Source organism: Congregibacter litoralis KT71 (genome assembly GCF_000153125.2).
Taxonomy (GTDB): domain Bacteria; phylum Pseudomonadota; class Gammaproteobacteria; order Pseudomonadales; family Halieaceae; genus Congregibacter; species Congregibacter litoralis.
Window position 1 is genome coordinate 1,316,939 of sequence record NZ_CM002299.1, and the last position, 20,023, is coordinate 1,336,961.

The following is a 20,023-nucleotide window of genomic DNA, read 5'->3' on the forward strand; positions in this document are numbered from 1 at the left end:
CTATAGGTGCCTGTAAAGGTGTCCACAGCGCTGTCAAGGCCCCCCAGGCCTTTATTAAAGGTCCGGGGATAACGTAAGTAGACATGGGAGAGATAACCATGAGCGATTCTAGCAGCCTTACAGGGCTCTCAGATGGTGCCGCCCGGGAGTTTCACAGCTTGTATGTGAAAAGCTTTCTGGGATTCACCGCAGTAGCGGTTGTGGCACACCTTCTGGTGTGGTCCTGGAGACCTTGGCTCTAACAGGTTTTCATTTAGGCACTGAACCGGCGATTGCACCTCGGTGCGTCGTTCTAAACAAAGGAGATGCAGCATGCATAAAATTTGGATGATTTTTGATCCGCGTAGAATACTGGTAGCTAACGCTATCTTTCTTTTTACGCTAGCGGTCTTGATCCATTTTGTTTTGCTGAGCACTGCGAAGTACAACTGGATCGAAGGTGATTCGATGGCAGGTGCTTCAACGGCCCAGCACATGGAAGCACTGCCCCCCTCGCGCAGCTAGCGCATTGGGCAATGCAACTTAGTGTGTCCACGGCCTCCCCCGGTCGTGGGCACCGTTTCTTGAATAACAACTGCGCGGTACCTACCGTCAGATATTGCGTAATTTATTGCGCGTTCTATTGCGCGCTCAACGTGTTTCACCTTCAAAGGAGCGCCGATCTTGTCCGACATTAACAACGAGTCAGGCACAAACAAAGCGAGCGTCAGCGTCATGCGTGCTCCCGTGTCCTTTGCCAGTGAAGAACTTATTCTTGTCGATAGCGACGATACCGTCGTTGGCTATCGCGATAAATTTAATACTCACGAGGGGGCGGGTGTCCTGCACCGGGCGTTTTCGGCTTTTCTCTTTGATCATCACGGCCACCTTCTGGTCCATCGCCGGAGTGAGCACAAACCCCTCTGGCCCGGTTTCTGGACCAATAGCTGCTGTAGTCATCCCCGTCGGGGTGAGAGCATTGATGCCGCGGTAACGCGGCGGCTTAGGGAAGAGTTGGGCGTCACCGCAGTGTCGACGCCGGTGTACAAGTTTGAGTACCACGCGCATTTTGAAGCCGTGGGAAGTGAACACGAACTGTGCCACGTTTATCTGGCGCGCTCTGTCGATGAGGTGGAGGTGTCACCCCACGCGGAAGAGGTGATGGAGTGGTGCTGGCTGGCGATGGATGATGTGGATGCCTGGCTGGTGGAGCGGCCGGAGGATCTTACTCCCTGGTTTCGCCAGGAATGGTCTGCGCTTCGAGGTCTTTACCGCCCCCAGTTGGAACGATTCGTCAGCGACTGCATCGAAGCGGGCCGGAGAGGCGCCGCATAAAGACCCGTCAAAACAGCGGTTGCTTGGAATGCTTTGACGACGATGTATCGGTGAGACAGCGCTAGGGAAAGGCGCCTAGGCCCGTGGAGCGCTAGGCAAAGGAGCACTAGGCAAAGGAGCGCCAACGGTACACAGGCGAGGAGTCGCCCCAGGCCTGGTGCAGAGTGAAGCGCCCGGCTTCTGTCATGGTCAGCTTGTCTCCCTCAATTTCCACAAGCCCATCCTCTTTCAGAGCCTGCAGGGCAGGATATTCCTGCTTGGGGTCGAGGAGCGTGTGCTGATCGTCATCAAGATGGAGGTTGCACATCAAATCTGACAACGCGTGGCGACGGGCACGAAGATTCGGGCTGAGTCGCGCGGCTGCACTCATGGGCAGCTCGCCGCGCTCCAGGCTCTCGCGCCATTGCTCGATATCCGCATGATTCTGCACGCAAATACTGGAAAGGTCCGTCATGGAGCTGCTGCCCAGTCCGACGACACCGCGGCCCGTCTGCTCCGTGTAGCCAATCCAGTTTCTGTGAAGAGCGCCGGTTCTGTGCGCCTCGCTGATACGATCCTGCGAGCGGGCGAAACAGTCGAGGCCAATCCATTCGTAGTCCGATTGACAGAATTTTTCGACAATACGGCTGAAAATCGCGACTTTGTCGGCAATAGAGGGCATTTGTCGGGAGTCAATCGCCCGCTGATGCTGGAAGTGATTGGCCCGGCGGGAGTAGGTAAAGCAGGATACGCGATCAGGCTCAAGCGCCAATAATTCCTCAACGGTCTTCTGCACGCTCGATGCGCTCTGCATAGGTAAACCGTAGACAAGATCCGTAGCCACGGTGGTAAAGCCGATCTGTCGGGCGGTTTCCACCACATCACGGACCACGGGTAAGGATTGATGCCTGCCCAGGGCCTGTTGCACCGTAGGGTCCAGGTCTCGCAGCTCGAGATTCAGGTTTCTGAAGCCAAGGCCGTGAAGCAGCGATAATTGGGACACGGAGGCGCGATGGGCGTTGGCCTCCAGGGATGACTCGGTCTGCGCGTCAATAACGAAGTACTTGTCGAGAATGTCCACAAGTCGCACGAGCTGCAGTTCCGACAAATAATTCGGTGTGCCTCCCCCGAGATGGAGTTGCTGCAGACGCCGGTTTCTACCCAGGTGGTCCGTGACAAGCTGTACCTCGATCTCCAGCGTATCGAGATAGTGATCGATTTGCTTGTGATCGTGGCTAACGGTGGTCTGGTGGTCGCAGCTCAGACAGCGCGACGGGCAGAAGGGCAAATGAATATAGACAGACAGAGCTTCATCGATGTTGCGCTTTTCTTCTTCCAGCGCAGCAATGTAATCATTGTGCGATACGGCCGGGTCGAAGCTCAGGCCGCTGTCGAACACCTTGGTGTTGCTGGGTTCGATACCCCCGGAGGTAATAATCATCCGGGCTTCCTTGCTGTCGCGGTTTACCATGGCGACTGGTCCTCTGCACAACTCGTGAACGTCTTCGGTCGAGTGCTTGGCTTATTATCAGATCCGTGACGGAGAAGAAGACGGGTCAATACAAGGAGGGACAGGTCTTGCCTACGGCAGGATGGATGCCAAGCATCGGGGCATTCATCAACGTGCGAGCCTAAAAATAGCGCCATGCGTAATTTTTTTCAAGTTCTGCCAGAAAATATAAATGCATGAGCATCGTGGTTTTTCGCAACGATTTGGACTAAGAGTGTTTGGTTAACGGCATCCCTGAAACGTCGTTAACAGCGGTGCTGGGCTTGTGCTGATCTGTTTCAGAGGCGGGCGAAAGCGCCCAGCGCCAAAGCACAGATTCGCCGAAGGGATACATCAAAAACCAGTGCTCGAGAACCGCAAGACTTAAAAGAGCGCTGACGAGAAGGTTGGCGCTGCGAAGGAAGGGGTCCACCGTGGCCATGGCCTGAGCGAGGAGCACAACGGCGGTAGCGGTCCCGATGGTCACCGAGAGGGGGAAAAGCAGGTTCATTGAAGCGCGGCGAGTATAGCTGTCAAGATACTGCAAATGCGCCGGGAACCAGTCGCTGTTGTAGTTCCGCACACCGAGAAACAGATTGAGTTTCGCGCTCCAGCGCATCAGCCAGAGGGAGATGCAGGTTGCGGCAGCAACCTGATTGGGGCCGTCACCGGCAAGGAGCACGACCAGTCCTACCATCGCGATGACGGAGACCTCGTGATACAGGCTCGTCTGCAATCCCAGCCAGAATCGTCGAGCCGTGCCCGCGCCTTCTGGGCAAGCGGTTTTTCGCGGCCCCGTGATGACACCCATGAGATAGGTCATCTCCAGCCACGCCCAGATGACAAGCCCCTGCCCGAAGCCGAGGAGGGCACCCGCGGCGGTGCGGTCTTCGCTGCGACCCGGAAGATACACCAGTGACAGCACCACCAAGCCCGTAACCAATAACAGACTGCTGCGCTGCCATTGCGGCCCGAGTCGGTTGAGAAGAAGCACCAGGCCCGTACTGATCCACCATGCGAGGGTGACCGTGCCCAGCGCTAGGAGATAATCAATCACCAGTTGTCGACAGAATCCGCGCTACTGTCCAGCGGGGCATCCATGAGAGCGGCGAACACCGCAATGTTTGTTGAACCAAAGGCTACGAGATCGATACTTTCCGCGGTAACGGGGTCTGCCAGTACCAGTCGTCCATCGTCGTAGCGCTTGAGTTCGAACATTGAGGCAATCCCGGAATCCAGTCCCCGGCGCTGGCGCACGAGGCTGCGCACGACGCCTCGGAGGAATGCACCTTCGCCGGAGGGGATGGTCGCGAGGGAACTCTTGCTGTGCCATTCGAAGACTTCCACGGCGCCGTCGGGCAGATCCCGGAACCCCAGCTCCCGCGTCTCGATGACCGCTGACTCGGGGGCCGAATCCATGGAGTAGCCCGTAAGCCGCGCGATGAGCGTAGCGGCAAGCACGGCCATAACGAACACCGCCAGGCCCGCAAGAAGAATACGCGAGCCCGAATCCATGGTGTTGGTTCGGGTGACCCTTTGTTCGGGTGTCATGGCTTCAGTCACGTGTCTTCCTCTGCCCGTGGATCAGGACGCGCCGAGGGCAGCGCCGTGATTACCCTGCCCATGGCCCGACACCGTGGTGCTCTCCTGGCCATCCGTGGATGTTGCACTGCTGACAACGCTTGCGAGGCTTTCCGCCAGGACATCGACATTCGCGATACTGCGCAGCGCAGGTTCCGTGGGATTGATACGCCAGCCGCGGACATTGGGCCAGAGCATCATGTAGGAGAGGCGTTTCTTCTGCTGTAGAGACAACACAACGTCGCCACTTCCGTCATCGTAACGCCGCATGTTTGCAGCCGTGACGATGGACAGCGGGATGTTCACCATCATGGGCATCGCCACGCCAAAACGCAGCACCAGACGCTTGTCCGTGAGGGTGTAGATCGTGGTGCGAGCATAGGCAAAAGCCAGGAGGGAGAGTATGCCTACTGCCAACACACCCAGCCCGAACATCCAGGCGCTCCCCAGTATGACTTCCGCGAGGGAGGCATTACCGGATGCCTGAACGGCCAGGTGCACAACAATGAGAACTGCAAAGTAGATGGCTACACTGCGCACATGAAAAACACGCCGCGCCATGGTTTTAAAGTCGGGTTCCCCCTGCCAGACGAGGGTCTCGTCTGACGGAAGGTAGTCCGGGAGACCCCGGATGGGCTCATCTTCGTATTCACCCACACTCATAGCACTGGCTCCATGCGTTCCGGAAGTGCATAGAGGTAGCCGCCGCCGTAGTAGGCGCCGATCTTGTCCTCTTCCTGCAGCGTGACAAAGTCAGGGTTGGCCGTGGTCGGAGCGTCGGCAAAATGCCTGCCGCATACTGACTTGGCAACGACGTCGCCGTTGGACTTGATGCGCGCGAAGGTCATGGGAATCATCACGCGACGTTCGCCGGCGGAGACTTCCAGATAGCGGATGCAGGGCTCGCTGAGGTCAATCCAGAGATCAGTGACCGTGCCGCCCTGCACGTCATCAACACCATAAATGGGTCGACCGCGGGGATCGGGATCGCGGCTTTCGACGGTCCACTCTTCGGCGATACGCATGGGAATGATGCGGGGCGTGCCATGGTCATGGTTGAGATCCGGGGCTTCCGGACGAATCGCCCAGGCCGCAGGTCCAACGCCGTCGAGCATGGCATTACCCGTGGGCTCGAGGGGGAAGCCCGGCGCCGGCACAATTTGCTCTGCCTTGAGTTCGTACTCCGGTGGATCTTCCTTGGGTGCCGTGCGCGTGCCCTGTCCGTGAGGCAGGATATAGGTCTTCTCTTCGGGCATGCCAAAGAGGTCACCGCCGCGATAGTTCTCGTTGTGAGAATCCACCAGGGGATAGCCTTCGCGTTTGTTTTCGCGGTGCAGATACCCCACGAGTCCGAAGAAAAATAGCCAGAACGCGTATAGCGTCAGCTGTGCAACATCAATGTACTCAGTTATAGCTCCAGTACCCATTTCAGTTCCTCCCTGTCAGGGTCTATGTCAATTCGGGAATTCATGGAGAGCGAAAGTGCTCTTTTGCCCGATTTGCCTGGAGCCGCGTACTAACGGCCCCAGTGCAATAAGTGCTGCAAACAGCAGCAGTATTTCAAGATGGTAAACAGCGCTGTAGCCGGTCGCGGGATCCATCAGCGCGCTGCCGAGGTTTCCGCTCACGGCAAGATGGGTGACGTAATCCCGCAGGGCACCGCCCAGGGCGATTGCCAGTCCTGCGGCCGTAGCCTGCACGGCGCCCCAGGCCCCAAGGGCCAGTCCTTTTTCCTCTTCATTGCCTAGCGCCATGGCGGCCGTGAGCGTGCCCACAGCAAAAAAACCGCCGCCAAGACCGATAAAGGCGGCGCCGACCTTGAATAGAAAGGGTGAGTTCAGGGGCGCTGAAAGAATCACGGCTGCAAAGGCAAAGAGGCCCATGGAAGCGCCGTAGCCGGACAATCGTATGGGATCGGCACCACCGCTCAGACGCCGCGAAGACAGGGCAAATGCGATGAGCATGCCCAATCCCCAGATCGCCGAGAGGCCCGTGGTCGCGCTGACGGACATGCCGAGAATCTCTCCACCATAGGGCTCGAGAAGAATGTCCTGCATGCTGAAGGCCGCCGTGCCGAGACCGATGGCGAGGAGTAAACGTTTGGTCTGCGTGGATTCGGTAAACGCACCCCAACTGGCAGAAAAGCTGGGACGGGGGCGTGCAGGGTCCGTGCGCGAGGGCATGAGGCTTTCCTGACGCCAGAGCGCGATGGCGTTGAGCACGATGGTGGCGATGGCCGTGCCCTGGATCACCTTGATGAGTTTGAGATTCGAGAAGTCATCAAGGAGCACAGAGAACAGCAGGGCGCTGACGATGGTTCCCACCAGCAGCATCACGTACAGCAGCGCCACCACCTTTGGCCGGGTGTTATCGGTTGCAAGATCGGTCGCGAGAGCAAGCCCCGCGGTCTGGGTAATGTGAAGACCGGCACCTACCAGCAAAAATGCCAGCGCTGCGGCCATGGGGCCGAGCCACTGAGGCCCTGCGGCAGGGTCCGCAAGGACGATAAGTGCAAAGGGCATGATGGCGAGGCCGCCGAACTGGGTCATGCTGCCGCCCCAGATATAGGGCACTCGGCGCCAGCCCAGGAGGGATTTGTGATGATCCGAGCGAAAACCCACCAGGGCGCGAAGGGGCGCAAAAAACAGGGGCAGGGACACCATGAGGGAGACCAGCCACGCGGACTGCCCCATCTCCAGAACCATGACCCGGTTGAGGGTGCCATTCAGAAGCACCAGCGCCATGCCGACGCTGAGTTGAAACAGGGACAGGCGCGCCAATCGCGACAGGGGAAGATCCCCGCTGACGGCGTCGGCAAAGGGTACCAGCGCAAGCACCGCCTGCGATGGAAAAATACGATCTGTGATCGCGGTCAAATTCACTGGCGGCGTAACTCGCAGGCTTGAGAGATATAAAAACCGCTGTTGACCCGGGAGACGCGGCCGCGCTGCCAGGCGCTCAGGGCTTCCTGCGTCTGGATCATGCGATCAAGCTTTTTGGGGCTCACGGGCTGAATAGCCGGCGCGCGATCTCCCCGGGGGAACAGTTTTCCCGTGGCGTGCATGATCTCCAACAGTAGCGTGCTGGGCGCATGGGTAAACACCATGCTTTTGCTGACCCGCGGAGCAAGACTGTTGAGCACTTCAATGCCATCGGCGACGTCGTAATGAATCAGGGAGTCCATCGCCAGCACATGGTCAAACTCGCCTGTGGCCAGCGCCGCCATGTCGCCGACTTCAAAGTCGATATGACCCTTGCCGATGTCGGAAGGGAGGCGCTCCCGTGCGATCTCGATGAGCGTGGCGGATAAATCCACCGCTAACACCTGGGCACCGCGGGTGGCCAGCTCCACAGCCACCGCACCCGTGCCGCACCCCGCATCCAGAACGCGACATCCCTCGAGGTTATCGGGTAACCAGGAGAGCAGGGTGTTGCGCATCTCGTCCCGGCCGGCCCGAACTGTTTGACGGATGCGGCTCACGGGGGCATTGGAGGTCAATTTGGTCCATGCATCGGACGCCGTTCGGTCGAAATAGGTTTCTATCTCGGAGCGACGCTGAACATAGCTGTTATCGCTCATCAATCGAATCCCAGGAAGTCAAAGAGGTCGCGGTCTTTCATGGGCTCGGCGTCAAGGGCGTCCGTGCCGTCCCACAGCGCCGTGGCGAGTTTGAGGTATTCCTGCTGCACCGCGATGAGCTCGGGGGTATCGTCCATCTCGAAAAGCGTGGACTTCTTCAGGCGACTGCGACGGATAACGTCCAGATCCGGGAAGTGGGCCAGACGCTTGAGTCCCACGGCATCGTTGAAGCGATCGATCTCATCGGTGCCGGAACTGCGGTTGGCGATCACGCCACCGAGGCGTACGGGGTAGTTTTTGGATTTGGCCTTGATAGCCGCGGCAATGCGGTTCATGGCAAAAATGGAGTCGAAGTCGTTGGCGGTGACCACCAGGGCCCGCTCCGCGTGCTGCAGGGGCGAGGCAAAGCCACCGCAGACCACATCGCCAAGTACGTCAAAGATCACGACGTCGGCATCATCGAGGAGGTGATGCTGCTTTAGAAGTTTGACCGTTTGTCCAACGACGTAACCACCACAACCCGTGCCCGCCGGTGGGCCGCCTGCTTCTACACACATGACGCCGTTGTAGCCCTCATACATGTAGTCGGCGGGCGTCAGCTCCTCGGAGTGAAACTCCACGGACTCCAGCACATCGATCACCGTGGGCATGAGCGCCTTGGTCAGGGTGAAGGTGGAGTCATGCTTGGGATCGCAGCCGATCTGAATGACGCGCTTTCCGAGTTTCGAAAAGGCCACAGACAAATTGGAAGACGTCGTGCTTTTGCCAATCCCCCCCTTGCCATAGATGGCGAACACCTTGGCCTTGTCGATCTGGACGTCGGGGTCCAGATGTACTTGCAGGCTTCCATCCCCGTCCAGTCCGCGACTGTCATTGGGATCGACCTGTTGTACGGGGATGTTGATGGGTTTGTTCATGCCGCTACTACTCCACTGGGTATACCTTCCAGCCAATCTTCAAGATCTTCGCTTGCACGATGCAATGCGTCGAGACTCTCCTGGTCTGGTTGCCAATAGTCACGATCGCTGGCTTCAAGCAGGCGATTGACGACCTTGATGGCAGAATGAGGATTGAGTTGCGCGAGGCGATCGCGCATCGATTCGTCGAGAATAAAAGTTTCGGACATGCTTTGATAAACCCAGGGGGCCACCTGACCGGTGGTGGCCGACCACCCCAGGGTGTTGGTGATGTGAGCTTCAATCTGCCTCACACCTTCAAAGCCATGTTCGAGAATACCTTCGTACCATTTCGGATTGAGCACCCGGGTACGGGTTTCCAGGGCGACCTGCTCTTCCAGGGTGCGGACCTTGCCGCTGCTGGAAGTCTGGTCCGCAATGTAAACGGGGATGTCCTGGCCGTTGCGCGCGCGTTTTACGGCGCGGCTGATGCCGCCCAGGGTATCGAAGTACTGGTCCAGAGACGTGATGCCCACCTCTACGGAGTCGAGGTTCTGGTAGGCCAGATCGACGGTAGACAGCATGCTATTGAGAAGTTCGGCGTGGGGTGCCACATTGCCATCCCGACCGTAGGCAAAACACTTGCGGGAGGTGTAGGCGTCCGCGAGTTCGCCATCGTCTTCCCAGCGACTGTCGTCTACAAGAAGGTTCACGTTCGAGCCATAGGCGCCATCGGCATTGCTGAATACCCGCAAGGCGGCGGTTTCAAAGTCGCAGCCCTGCTCTTCCTGTTGGGCGAGGGTGTGCTTACGCACGTAGTTCATGTCCAGGGGCTCATCCGCGGAAGCGGCAAGAAAGCTGGCCTCGGCGAGCATCCGCGTCTGCAGGGGTAAGAGGTCCCGGAAGATGCCCGAAAGCGTCATGATCACGTCCACCCGGGGGCGACCCAGTTCTTCCAGCGATATGAGCTTGGCGCCGCTTACCCTGCCGTAACCATCAATCCGTGGCTCCGCACCCATGAGTGCCAGGGCCTGGGCGATGGGGCCGCCCTCGTTCTTCATGTTGTCCGAGCCCCACAACACCAGGGCAACGGTTTCCGGAAGAGCGCCACCGGATTCCGCGTGCTTACTCAGAAGATTGGCGGTCTGTCGCAAACCCTCGCGCATGGCAAACTTGCTGGGCAAACGGTAGGGGTCAAAACCGTGAAGGTTCCGGCCCGTCGGCAGTATGTCCGTGGTGCGTAAAAGATCGCCGCCCGGCGCCGGGGCAATAAAGCGCCCGTCCATGGCGTGGAGTATGGCTTTAATTTCCGGATTGCGGTGGAGTTGCTCTGCGGTGTGCGTAAGGGAGTGAATCGCCTCGGCCAGATCTTCCCGGTCGGGGTTGGCGGCCTCCAGGAGTTTCCTGAAAACCTCGGTGTCCCCATGCTCCAGTGCGTCAACCTGCGCTGTATCCAGAGTCAGCTCGTGTCCCGCCTGAGCCACGGCGGTCAGCATATCCTTGCGCTCTTCTTCCGAACCCGTCTCCCCCAATACATGGAGACCATAGGGAATCAGCGTTTCTTCGAGCTCGATGAGGGAACAGCGAAGGGATTCGATCTCGGTACTGCTTGCCTCGGTCCAGGCGGGTGTCTCACTGCAAAGGTCCAGTTCAACGCCCTGCGCCTGGATAACCGCCGCGAGATCAGCGCGAACATCGGCGCTGTCGTCGGCGCCCATGCGCCAGCGCTCGATGGTTTCCTTCAGTTCCTGCAGACCTTTGTAAAGATCTGCGCGGGTAATCGGCGGCGTCAGGTAACTGATGAGCGTGGCGCCCGCCCGGCGCTTGGCAATCATGCCTTCCGAAGGATTGTTCGCGGCGTAAAGATAATAATGAGGAATGTCGCCAATGAGTCGCTGGGGCCAGCAGCTGTCGCTCATGCCCGATTGCTTGCCCGGCATGAACTCCAGGGCGCCGTGGGTACCGAAGTGCAGGAGCGAATGCGCGGCAAAGTCTTCGCGTATATAGCGGTAAAACGCTGAGAAGGCGTGGGTAGGAGAAAACCCGCGTTCGAAGAGCAGGCGCATGGGATCGCCCTCGTAGCCGAAGCCCGGTTGCACGCCGATAAACACGTTGCCGAATTGCGCGCCGAGCACAAACAGGGAGCGACCGTCGGTATTCTGCTTGCCGGGCACCGGACCCCACTGGGCTTCAATTTCTTCCAGATGCGGTTCCCGGGTGACATGGTCATCCGAGGAAATCAGGGTGTGGACATTGGCCATGGCGCCGTAGCGCGCGGCGTTACCTTCCACAATGGCTTCGCGAAGGGCATCCACAGATTCAGGGAGATCAACGCGATAACCGTCCTCGCGGAGCGCCCGAAGGGTGTTCATGAGCGACTGAAAGACGGATAGATTCGCGGCGGTCCCCGTGTTCCCTGCATTGGGCGGGAAGTTAAAGATCACCATGGCTACGCGACGCTCATCTTTCGGTGTCTTGCGCAGTTCCACCAGACGGAGGGCGCGATCAGCCAGGGCATCAACCCGTTCCGTATGGGGCTGCATGGCGTGGGTGTCGCCATTGGCTGTTGTCTGGGAGGCGAGATCTGAGCGGCCACCGAAGATGGAGGGCACGCTGGCGCCGTCGAGTTCGGGTATTGCCACCATCATGGTGGCCTCAACGGGCATGAGGCCGTGCCCCGATGTTTCCCATTGCTCAATACTTTGAAACTCCAGGGCGTGGGCCGCTATGTAGGGCACGTCCAGGGAGGCGAGCATGGCTTCCGCTGCCTTGGAATCGTTGTAAGCGGGACCGCCGACCAGGGAAAACCCCGTCAGGGATAGCAGCAAGTCGATGCTGGGCTCGCCATCTTTCATGAAATAGGCGTCCACAGCGGGGCGGGCATCCAGCCCGCTGGCAAAAGCGGTGATGACTTTCAGGCCGCGCGCCCGAAGAGCTGCAATCACCGCATCGTAATGGGCGGTGTTATCTGCCAGCGCATAGGAGCGCATGATCAGCAAGCCCACGGTACCGATCTGGTTTTTTCTGGAGGACTGCCGTCCAAGTTTTTCGAAGATGGGTTTCTTGGCGAGGGGGTCGTAGAGTCCTACGTCGGGATAATCGACAGGGTTCCCGGCTTTGAGGGTTCCCTTAAAAGCACTGCGCTCGTCGCTGGCATAGCGATCGGTTAGGTAGGCGATCATTCGACGGAGGTTTTCTTCCGAGCCCGCGAGCCAGTATTGCAGGGTCAGAAAATAGGCTCTGACATCCTGGGACGTGCCCGGGATAAAGCGAAGAATTCTGGGTAGTTGTCGGAGCACCGTAAGCTGCTGGGCACCGGGTGGTTTTTTCGCCTTGCCGGTGTTGCCTCTCAGACGCTTGAGGAGAGCCACGGCGCCGGTGGCTTCTCCGTCCATGGAAAACTTGCCCATGCGCGTGAGCTTCATGATTTCGGCGCCGGACATGGCGCAGATCATGGCATCGCAGTGATCTCTGCGCTCCTGAAGCGCCGGTAGCACCGCATTGATCTGATCTTCCATGAACATCATGGTGACCAGAACAATGTCACCTGTGGCAATGTCGGCTTTGCAGCGTTTTAAGGCTTCGTTTTCCCCATTCCAGTCGGCGGAGGCGTGGACCTTTACCCTGAGTCCCGGGGCGTCTTTCTGGAGATCCTTTGCGGCACGGGAAATACTGCTGGTGACGTGGTTATCCAGGGTAATGACGACAAAGTTCAGCGCGTCTTTTTCCGGCGCTGTCACAGCTGTTTTAGCGGCTATAGTGGGCTTTTGCTTCATAGAGCGTATCCACTTTGATCACGTTTACGCCGTTGTCTGCGGCAAATCTTTCGGTATTGCGTTTGGCTTTACCCCGCACAAAAAACGGAATTTTGCGGAGTTCCCGCTCTGCGTTGAGATCCCAGGTCAGCTCAGCGCTGGCGCCTGTGTCGTCTTCGCCGTGGCTGGCATCGTTTACCGCGGGCGCTTCACTGCGGGTGCTAACGCCCTCAGCAGCCAAATGGGACGGCTGGGCGCCGTCGTTAAATTCAAAGTCATCGCGGAACATCGCTAGGAGGTGTTCTTCAAGGCCCATCATCAGGGGATGCACCCAGCTATCGAAGATCACGTTGGCGCCTTCATAGCCCATTTGCGGGGAGTAGCGTGCGGGATAGTCCTGAACATGCGCCGGTGTAGAAATCACCGCGCAGGGCACGCCCAGACGCTTGGCAATATGCCGCTCCATCTGTGTGCCGAGGACCAACTCCGGCTGCAGCTCGCTGATCACGCGTTCGACCTCGAGATAGTCGTCGCTGATTAATGCCTCAAGACCCAGTTCCTTGGCGGCTTCGCGCACGGATCGTGCCTGCTCGCGGGAGTAGGTACCCATGCCGACCACTTCAAATGCCAGCTCTTCGTGGGCAATGCGGGCGGCCGCCACCGTATGCGTGGCATCGCCAAAGACAAACACTCGTTTGCCCGTAAGGTAGGTCGAGTCCACGGAGCGTGAGTACCAGGGCAGGCGTGACGCCTCGCTATCCGGCGTGTGGTCTATGCCCAGGGTCTTTGCCACTTCCGCAACAAATTCCCGCGTGGCCCCGACACCAATAGGTACGGTTTTGATCGTGGGTTGCTTGAAATTGCGGTGGAGCCAGTCGCAGGCCGGTCCCGCGATCTCCGGGTAAAGGCAGACGTTGGCATCGGCCTCGGGAAGGCGCAGCAAGTCGTGCGGCGAGGCATTAAGGGGCGCACAGACGTTGACGCGAACGCCCATATCGTTGAGCAGCTGGGTGACTTCACGTACGTCGTCGCGACAGCGAAAGCCCAGAGAGCTCGGTCCCAGAAGATTGACGCTGGGTTGTTCGTTCGTGCGAGGCGGTGCTTCGCTACCTGGTGCGGGCACGCGATTTTGCAAAAGTCCCCTCACCAGGCTGTAAAAAGTCTCACCGGCACCCCAGTTTTCTTTGCGGGAATAGGCCAGCATCTCAACGGGAACTACCGGCACCGATAAGCCGCTGCTGCTCGCCAGGGACCCCGGTTGATCCTGAATCAGCTCGGCGGTACAGGAATCGCCCACAAGCAAAACCTGGGGTTTGTGTTTTTCCACCGCCGCATGAATGCTGCGCAGCACCAGTTCAGCGGTGTCGCTGCCAAGATCCCGTGCCTGAAACGTTGTGTAGGTGACCGGGGGGCGGTGGTTATCCCGCTCGATCATGGTAAATAAAAGATCGGCGTAGCTATCCCCCTGGGGGGCGTGGAGGAGCAGGTGAACGCCGCGCATGGAGTTTGCAATGCGGATGGCCCCGACGTGGGGTGGGCCTTCGTAGGTCCAGAGGGACAGTTCCATGCTCTAAACCTCCAACTGCGCTGCGCGCGCCAGGGGGCGGGAGAACAGGCCGGCGAGGTCACCCGCCTGGTCAAAGCCCTGTATGGGACTGAAGATCAGTTCGATGGACCACTTGCTGCGCAAACCCTCGGCTTCCAGGGGATTGGCAATGCCCATGCCGCAGACCGTGAGATCCGGTCGCAGTGCGCGCACATGGTCCAGGCGCGACTCAAGGTCGCCGCCCTCAATCATGTCGGGATGCTCGCCGAAGAGGGCGAGTTCACTCGCCATAATCTGCGGGTCGTGAAACGGCGTGGTAATGGATTCAACGTTCATATCGCATTCCCGCGCGAGAAAGCGTGCGAGGGATAACTCGAGTTGGGAGTCCGGCAAAAAAGCGATGCGTTTGCCCCGGAGTTTCTCCCGCTGATAACCGACGGCCTGACGGGCACGGGCCAGAGGTGCAGCGGTGACTTCTTCGAAGCGTTCATCGCTCACACCGAATTCGTCCGCTGCCGCCTTTAGCCACAGCAGGCTACCCTCGGCGCCAAGGGGGAAGGGCGCATTGAGCACCTTGGCACCCTGGCCTCTGAGAGCCTGCGCGGTTTCTGTGAGATAGGGCTGAGCCAGCAAAACCCGCGTATTGGATCCGGCGCGGGGCATGGCGTCGCCGCTTCGGGCCGGTAAAAAGGCGATGGGGCCGATACCCAGTTCGTCAAAAAGACGCTGAAACTGGTCTTCCACAATGTCTGAAAGCGTGCCCGCAATAATCAGAGCGGGACTTTCCTTCTGGCTTCCGTTTACGGGTGCCCTGGCCGACTCAACCAACTCCGTGAGGCACTTGTCCTCGCCCTGGGTGAAGGTGGTTTCGATGCCGCTGCCGCTGTAGGCCACCATGCGTACCCGCCCGCTATGACGGCTTTGAAGGCGACTGGCGGCGTTATTGAGGTCCAGCTTGATGACTTCCGACGGACAGGAGCCCACCAGAAAAAGTGTTTTTATTTCGGGGCGGCGAGACAGGAGCTCTTCCACCACGCGATCCAGCTCTTCATGACAGTCGGCCATCCCCGCAAGATCGCGATCCTGGAGAATCGCCGTCGCAAAGCGTGGCTCGGCGAAAATCATGACGCCCGCTGCGGATTGGAGGAGGTGAGCGCAGGTTCTGGAGCCCACCACCAGGAAGAACGCATCCTGAATTTTGCGATGGAGCCACACAATAGAAGTGAGGCCGCAGAAAACGGCGCGTTGGCCGCGTTCAACGGTGATGGCCGGTGCGGTGGAAGCCGCCCTGTTGTCCGTCGCGAGTACCGCCTCGGTCATTTAAGCGCGCCTTGTAGTTCCAGTTGCATGTCGACGGTGGGCTCGTCCCGGCGCGCAGCCTGCAGTTTCAGCAGGAACTGTGCAGCATTAACGACGTAGGTGGCGTAGGCCGCAAGGGCAATCCACATCTGTTGCTGGGGCGTTCCGTAGCCCGCAAGCCAGCACAGCACATAGGCCACATGAAGCGCGATGACGCCAAAGCTGACCACGTCCTCCCAGAAAAACGCCGGGGCAAACAGGTATTGTCCGAAGACAACTTTTTCCCAGATCGCGCCGGTCACCATGATGGTCAGAAGCACGATCGTTTTGATGACCACGGATGTTGCGGCGGCTTCGAGACCTGAGCCGTTGATCAGGTAGTTGATCACCAATATCAGGCTGATAAGAAAAACTAAAAACTGCAGGGGTGCGAGTAATCCCTGTATCAACGTCCAGCGAGTGGCGTCGCGGCGCTGCCGTTGTTCCGGCGTATATAGCGGCGCGTTTTGCCTTCCCTGCTTGTTTTGTGAAGCCATTAAGCAGACCTCTGCCTTTGCTTGCCTATTCATGGATGAATGTAGTGCTGGCAGCCCTCTATGTCAATTATAATTTACACATTGATGCGTGTAAAAGAATTGACACTTCCTGGTCGCTGGTCTTTACTGTAAATCTATGGGTCTTGGCAACGGTGTTAACCATGCTTTACGCGTGCCATAATTACGCCCGCCGCCTACCTTTTCTGGGTGTACGGCGTCTCTTGTCGTATTTTTGTCTACTTTTTGGATGAGCGTTTTTGCTAGCCAAGCAACCTAAGCCTGTGTTGGCCGGTCTCCTCTCGCGCGTCGCGGATCTTGCGCTCACGCTGGATAAGGGCGGCGTTATTCTGGGGGTCGAATCCTGGAGTGCCGAGCTGCCCGAAGATCTTGCGGATCTGTGGGTGGGTTCATCGCTGTCCGACACGCTCCTTGATGGCAGTGAGGATCGCATCGATCGGGTAGACAACGCCCTGGTGCAGGCAATGCAGGGTCGCGATGGTCGTGTGGATCTTGTCCATCGTCTTGAGGGTGTGCCCGACGGCCTGCCTGTGCAGTATCAGGTTATGGCTGGCGAGGCGGAACAAATCTTTTTCGTGGGGCAGGACCTCCGCTCCGACGTCAGTCTGCGTCAGCAGTTGGTGAATGCCCAGCAGGCCCTGGAGCAGGATTATTGGCGTTTGCGTCAGGTGGAAACCCGTTACCGACGCCTGTTCGACATGGTGGGAGATGCGGTGCTTGTCCTCGACGCCCTGAGTTCTCGGGTGCTGGAAGCCAATCCCCGCGCGGTGGAGCTTCTCTCCGAGGGCGATAAGGGGCTGGTGGGTAAGGTGTTCCCTCGAGGTCTCGATGGAGATTCCGCTCGCGCGCTCCAGGACATGATGGCTGAAACACGCACCGTGGGTCGCTCTCAGCTGCATAATCTGTTGTTGGAGGATGGCGAGACCCGCGTTGATGTGTCTGCGAGCTTTTTGCGCCAGGCAGGGGAGGAGCGCTTCCTTCTCCGTCTGGGCACCCGGGATGCCGCGGTGCATAGCCCCGGTGCGGTCAGCGGCGTCCACCTTCAGGAGATGGTGCGTAACGCGCCGGATGCGGTGGTGCTGACGGATACCGAGGGCCGGATCATGGCCGTCAACAATAGTTTTCTGGAGCTTGCGCAACTGGTGGCTGAGGAGCAGGCCATCGGCCATTCCGCCGACCGCTGGCTCGGACGCAGCGGTGTGGACCTCAGTGTGCTGCTGTCCAACCTGCGCGATAAGTCCGTCGTTAAGCTCTTCTCTTCTACGCTCATGCCCCAGGCCGGTAGCCCCGCCGAGGTGGAGATTTCTGCCTGTCGCCTGGATGAGCCCGATGGTGCGGACTATGCCCTCTTTATTCGCGATGTTGAGCGTCGTGTGGCGCGGGATCACCCCGTATCGGCGAAGTTGCCCGGCTCGATCGAGCAGGTGACCCAGCGGGTAGGGCGGGTTCCTCTCAAGGATCTTGTTCGTGAGTCCACTGATCTCATCGAAGCGCTTTGTATCGAGACGGCACTGGAGGTCACCCAGGATAATCGTGCGTCGGCCGCGGAGTTGCTGGGTCTCTCCCGTCAATCCCTGTACGCAAAGCTGCGTCGCTTCAATATCGGTGGCGATGACGATCCTCGGTGAGGAGTTTGGCGATCGGCGGCACTTATCATCTGATGACCTCGTAGGAGCCTTATTCAGGTGTACAGATTAAAGTAGTATAAAAGCGTCAATTAAAATTGACACTATAAAGTGTCGGTTCTATATTACACCTCATGCAGCCTGCCGACCTTACGACGCCTCCCCGCGCTTTTCCCGAGCCCAAAGCGCTTATTGAACTGTTAAAGCCCATTACCTGGTTCCCACCCATGTGGGCGTTTGTGTGTGGTGCAGTTTCTTCAGGGCAGTCTCTTGGTGAGAATCCGGCGCTGGTCGTCGCGGGTGTGATCCTGGCGGGACCCCTGGTGTGCGGCGGCAGTCAAATCGTCAACGACTGGTTCGACCGTCATGTCGATGCCATCAACGAGCCAAACCGCCCTATCCCCTCGGGCAGAGTGCCGGGGGAGTGGGGGCTTTACTACGCCATTGCCTGGTCGATACTGGCTCTGGGTTTCAGCGCCCTTCTGGGAACCTGGGTGTTTGGAGCGACCCTGGTGGGGCTTTTCCTGGCCTGGGCCTACAGTGCCCCACCCCTGCGACTCAAGCTGAATGGCTGGTATGGCAATCTGGCGGTGGGCGTCAGCTACGAGGGGCTTGCCTGGATAACCGGCGCTGCGGTGATGCTCGGCGGTGTCATGCCGTCGCCCCAGATTCTCATGCTGGCGGGTCTCTATAGTCTGGGCGCCCACGGCATCATGACTCTTAACGACTTCAAATCCATCGAGGGGGATCGCCGTATCGGGATCAAGTCCCTTCCCGCAAGTCTCGGTGCAGACCGCGCTGCCCGCCTCGCCTGCGTGGTGATGGCCGTTCCGCAGGTGGTGGTTATCGCCTTGCTCTTTCAGTGGGGTCACGTGGTCGCCGCGGCGGGTATTGCCTGTTCCCTGGTTTCACAGGGTCTTGCGATGATCAAGATGCTTAAAGATCCCCTCGGTCTGGCCCCCTGGTACAACGGTACGGGTGTGACGCTTTATGTTCTGGGCATGATGCTCAGCGCTTTCGCGCTCCGTGGCACGGTGTCCTGGCTATGACGACGTCGCTCGGGCTGAGCTGGGCGGGGATTGTTCGCCTGGGTCTGGTGCAAACCAGTCTGGGTGCCATTATTGTTTTAACAACGACGGTGATTAATCGTGTGATGGTCGTGGAGCTGGCGCTCCCTGCCATGCTCCCGGGCATTCTCGTAGGGATTCACCACGCGGTGCAGATGTCCCGCCCCCGCTTTGGTCACGGCTCGGATGTGGGTGGCCGAACAACGGGATGGATTATCGGCGGCATGGCTGTGCTTGCTTTCGGAGGTGTTGCGGCTGCTGCGGGCACCGTGTTGATAGCCACGGACCTGTTCTGGGGGCTGGTGGTCTCAACGCTGGCCTTTGTTGCTATTGGTCTGGGAGCCAGCGCCGCAGGAACATCGACCCTCGTAACCCTGGCAAAGCATGTAGCACCCCATCGCAAAGCGGCCGCCGCGACCATTGTCTGGATCATGATGATTGCAGGCTTTGCTGTGACCGCCGGCGTGGCGGGGCAGTACCTTGATCCCTTTACACCTATGCGCTTACTCGCGGTTACGGCGACGGTATCAGCGATTGCTCTGTTGCTGACCCTTGTGTCGGTATTTCGACTGGAGCCGAAAACGGCCCTGAGTCATCAGGATCGCGAGGCGCTCAGCGCGCGTCACGGCAGTTTCTCCAGGGCGCTCCGGGAGGTCTGGCAGGAGCCCGAAGCCCGGCGTTTCACGATTTTTGTGTTTGTCTCCATGCTCGCTTACAGCGCCCAGGACCTGATTCTTGAGCCCTTTGCGGGCACGGTTTTCTCTATGACGCCGGGAGAGTCCACATCCCTGTCGGGATTGCAGCACGGCGGGGTATTGCTGGGGATGATTCTCGTGGCGGCGGCAACGATGATCCGCAAGAACGCCGATACCGCGGTTTTGCGGCACTGGACTATCGGCGGTTGTCTCGCATCCGCTGTGTTTCTGGCGGCAATTGCCGTAGGCGGAGGCTTCCCCGGCACCTGGCCTCTCGGTGGAAATGTCTTTCTCTTAGGTGTCGCTAACGGTGCTTTCGCCGTTGCTGCCATCGCTTCCATGATGAGTCTCGCAAGTGCCGGAAAAGCCGGCGCCGAGGGTTTGCGCATGGGGCTCTGGGGGGCGTCGCAGGCGATTGCATTTGCCCTGGGTGGTTTTCTTGGAACGGTCGCCATTGATGTGAGTCGCATTTTTATTGGCGATCCTGTTATGGCCTATGGCCTGGTTTTCAGTCTCGAGGCGGTGATGTTCGTCGTCGCCGCGGGAATCGGTATGCGATTGCGACCGGCGGAGTCAGGCGCTCAGCGCCCGGTGCCGAGCTTTGGTGAGATCGCGATGGTGGAGGTGCTTGATGCACGATGAG

Annotated in this window: 18 protein-coding genes; 6 read left to right on the forward strand and 12 right to left on the reverse strand. The window is 58.9% G+C overall.

The annotated features are described in order from the left end of the window. The first annotated feature begins 98 nt into the window (after window positions 1–98). The 3 genes from pufB (at window position 99) to idi (ending at window position 1,314) form a co-directional block, all read left to right on the forward strand. Window positions 99–242 (forward strand): light-harvesting antenna LH1, beta subunit, encoded by a 144-nt coding sequence (pufB, locus tag KT71_RS20010; RefSeq protein WP_008296325.1) that lies wholly within the window; start codon window positions 99–101, stop codon window positions 240–242. A 70-nt stretch (window positions 243–312) separates the two neighbouring features. Continuing rightward, a complete protein-coding gene (pufA, locus tag KT71_RS06110) occupies window positions 313–504 on the forward strand; it encodes a light-harvesting antenna LH1, alpha subunit (RefSeq protein ID WP_023660414.1) in 192 nt (63 codons plus the stop codon). A 159-nt stretch (window positions 505–663) separates the two neighbouring features. Next, window positions 664–1,314: an isopentenyl-diphosphate Delta-isomerase gene (gene idi, locus KT71_RS06115; protein ID WP_008296323.1), complete on the forward strand. Its 651-nt coding sequence runs from the start codon at window positions 664–666 to the stop codon at window positions 1,312–1,314. Between the two features lie 106 nt (window positions 1,315–1,420). On the opposite strand, the gene KT71_RS06120 is transcribed toward idi, so the two are convergent. From KT71_RS06120 to bchF, 12 genes are all read right to left on the reverse strand, one after another. Then, window positions 1,421–2,764, reverse strand: a complete 1,344-nt coding sequence (locus KT71_RS06120; protein ID WP_008296322.1) for a radical SAM protein — start codon at window positions 2,762–2,764, stop codon at window positions 1,421–1,423. Window positions 2,765–3,011: 247 nt separating this feature from the next. Continuing rightward, window positions 3,012–3,839, reverse strand: a complete 828-nt coding sequence (puhE, locus tag KT71_RS06125) for a putative photosynthetic complex assembly protein PuhE (protein WP_008296321.1) — start codon at window positions 3,837–3,839, stop codon at window positions 3,012–3,014. Next, window positions 3,836–4,345: a photosynthetic complex assembly protein PuhC gene (gene puhC, locus KT71_RS06130; protein ID WP_023660415.1), complete on the reverse strand. Its 510-nt coding sequence runs from the start codon at window positions 4,343–4,345 to the stop codon at window positions 3,836–3,838. Before puhC ends, puhE begins: the two co-directional genes overlap by 4 nt. A 21-nt stretch (window positions 4,346–4,366) precedes the next feature. After that, window positions 4,367–5,026: a photosynthetic complex putative assembly protein PuhB gene (puhB, locus tag KT71_RS06135; protein WP_008296319.1), complete on the reverse strand. Its 660-nt coding sequence runs from the start codon at window positions 5,024–5,026 to the stop codon at window positions 4,367–4,369. Further along, the gene (puhA, locus tag KT71_RS06140; RefSeq protein ID WP_023660416.1) at window positions 5,023–5,790 is read right to left on the reverse strand and encodes a photosynthetic reaction center subunit H; all 768 of its coding nucleotides are present in this window, start codon (window positions 5,788–5,790) and stop codon (window positions 5,023–5,025) included. The genes puhB and puhA overlap by 4 nt, the downstream gene beginning before the upstream one ends. A gap of 27 nt (window positions 5,791–5,817) precedes the next feature. Beyond that, on the reverse strand, window positions 5,818–7,245 hold the full coding sequence (locus KT71_RS06145; RefSeq protein WP_008296317.1) for a BCD family MFS transporter: 1,428 nt from the start codon (window positions 7,243–7,245) through the stop codon (window positions 5,818–5,820). Continuing rightward, on the reverse strand, window positions 7,242–7,943 hold the full coding sequence (gene bchM / locus KT71_RS06150) for a magnesium protoporphyrin IX methyltransferase (protein ID WP_008296316.1): 702 nt from the start codon (window positions 7,941–7,943) through the stop codon (window positions 7,242–7,244). Before bchM ends, KT71_RS06145 begins: the two co-directional genes overlap by 4 nt. Continuing rightward, the gene (bchL, locus tag KT71_RS06155; protein WP_008296315.1) at window positions 7,943–8,860 is read right to left on the reverse strand and encodes a ferredoxin:protochlorophyllide reductase (ATP-dependent) iron-sulfur ATP-binding protein; all 918 of its coding nucleotides are present in this window, start codon (window positions 8,858–8,860) and stop codon (window positions 7,943–7,945) included. The genes bchM and bchL overlap by 1 nt, the downstream gene beginning before the upstream one ends. Then, a complete protein-coding gene (locus KT71_RS06160; protein WP_008296314.1) occupies window positions 8,857–12,615 on the reverse strand; it encodes a magnesium chelatase subunit H in 3,759 nt (1,252 codons plus the stop codon). Before KT71_RS06160 ends, bchL begins: the two co-directional genes overlap by 4 nt. Beyond that, window positions 12,587–14,161: a ferredoxin:protochlorophyllide reductase (ATP-dependent) subunit B gene (gene bchB, locus KT71_RS06165; protein ID WP_008296313.1), complete on the reverse strand. Its 1,575-nt coding sequence runs from the start codon at window positions 14,159–14,161 to the stop codon at window positions 12,587–12,589. The genes KT71_RS06160 and bchB overlap by 29 nt, the downstream gene beginning before the upstream one ends. 3 nt (window positions 14,162–14,164) lie before the next feature. Then, window positions 14,165–15,460: a ferredoxin:protochlorophyllide reductase (ATP-dependent) subunit N gene (locus tag KT71_RS06170; protein ID WP_008296312.1), complete on the reverse strand. Its 1,296-nt coding sequence runs from the start codon at window positions 15,458–15,460 to the stop codon at window positions 14,165–14,167. Beyond that, window positions 15,457–15,975, reverse strand: coding sequence for a 2-vinyl bacteriochlorophyllide hydratase (bchF, locus tag KT71_RS06175; protein ID WP_023660417.1), 519 nt, complete (start codon window positions 15,973–15,975; stop codon window positions 15,457–15,459). Before bchF ends, KT71_RS06170 begins: the two co-directional genes overlap by 4 nt. 281 nt (window positions 15,976–16,256) lie before the next feature. Between bchF and ppsR the strand changes: the two genes are divergently transcribed. From ppsR to KT71_RS06190, 3 genes are all read left to right on the forward strand, one after another. Beyond that, a complete protein-coding gene (ppsR, locus tag KT71_RS06180) occupies window positions 16,257–17,621 on the forward strand; it encodes a transcriptional regulator PpsR (RefSeq protein WP_008296310.1) in 1,365 nt (454 codons plus the stop codon). A 131-nt stretch (window positions 17,622–17,752) separates the two neighbouring features. Further along, a complete protein-coding gene (chlG, locus tag KT71_RS06185; protein ID WP_008296309.1) occupies window positions 17,753–18,667 on the forward strand; it encodes a chlorophyll synthase ChlG in 915 nt (304 codons plus the stop codon). Beyond that, window positions 18,664–20,022: a BCD family MFS transporter gene (locus tag KT71_RS06190; RefSeq protein WP_008296308.1), complete on the forward strand. Its 1,359-nt coding sequence runs from the start codon at window positions 18,664–18,666 to the stop codon at window positions 20,020–20,022. The genes chlG and KT71_RS06190 overlap by 4 nt, the downstream gene beginning before the upstream one ends. Window position 20,023: the final 1 nt, after the last annotated feature.